Here is a 1,067-nt window from a genome sequence, read left to right on the forward strand (position 1 = left end):
CCAAATGTGCGGAAGAACCCCTGATTGTCGCCGGAGTCTCACCTTGATCGCCGCCGTGCACGCAAACCACAAACAACATCTATCACCGCGCAACTGTCAGGATGAGGTGCAATATGAAGCAATCGCCTTGTCACGCGGCTTGCGGCTGCGGGTCGGTAAAATCGTCGTGTCGTAGTGCTCCGCCATGGCGGCAAAGGTTTGGTTGAGCGTCGGCTCGAACCACAACGCCTTGACGACCCCGGCCTTCAGATTGTCGCAGACGATCGCCTTGGGAACGCCGCCGAAGTACGACAGGGCCCGGGTCTGGCCTTCGATCCAATCTGGTAGTCGCTGACCGAAGCTCCCCATAGCGAAGGTCAGCGACGAGGCCCCGAGCACCGCGACAAAAATCTGAGCCTGACGGATCTCGCCGGTTTGCGGGTTGATCACCTCCACGGTGTGACCGGCATAATCGGTCTGCATGACCGCCCCTGCCGCATGGCGATGGCGGAAGGTCGGGTTCGTCCGGCGCTGGTAAGCGGCGAACCTCTCGCAGAACCAAGTATAACCATAGCCGTCAGGATGCGCCGTTCGGTATTCCTGCCACAGCAGCGTCAGCGTCACGCCTTTGCGCTTCAGTTCCTGCGCAACGCGCGGCCACTCGGGCTCCCTCAAGTCCTGGGGCGGCCGTCCGAGCCGCCGGAACAGGGCTCGCTGCAACGTCGCCTCGCTTTCGTAAATCGGCGGCAGCGGCCAGCTTAAGCCGGCTTCGCGAGCCCGCAGCAGGTAGGTGGCAACCGAGGTCTTGCTGATCTGCAGCCGTTCCGAGATAGCCCGGACCGACAGGCCTTGCTCATATGTCAGCCTCAGGATCGATCGAAGGTCCTTCACAGTTGTCCGTTTCGCTTGCTTCCGTCTCGGCATTGCCCCTCTCAAACTCAGCTTGAGAGAGAACATTGCCAGAACGGCGCTCCCGAAAACCAACCTTCACAACTGTCCGCGATTTAGCGGAATCCCTGTCCCGGAATTACTGAAATCGCTGTCCGCGAATTACCGAAATCCGTGTCCGGCAATTGCCGAAACACGCA

The 1,067-nt window shown here is 60.4% G+C and carries 1 pseudogene; it reads right to left on the reverse strand.

The annotated features are described in order from the left end of the window. Window positions 1–126: 126 nt before the first annotated feature. Window positions 127–903 (reverse strand): annotated as a pseudogene (gene istA / locus WN73_RS11730) (IS21 family transposase); the annotation flags it as partial. Between the last annotated feature and the right edge of the window lie 164 nt (window positions 904–1,067).

The organism is Bradyrhizobium sp. CCBAU 45394, assembly GCF_028128655.1.
GTDB classification, from domain to species: Bacteria; Pseudomonadota; Alphaproteobacteria; order Rhizobiales; family Xanthobacteraceae; genus Bradyrhizobium; species Bradyrhizobium diazoefficiens.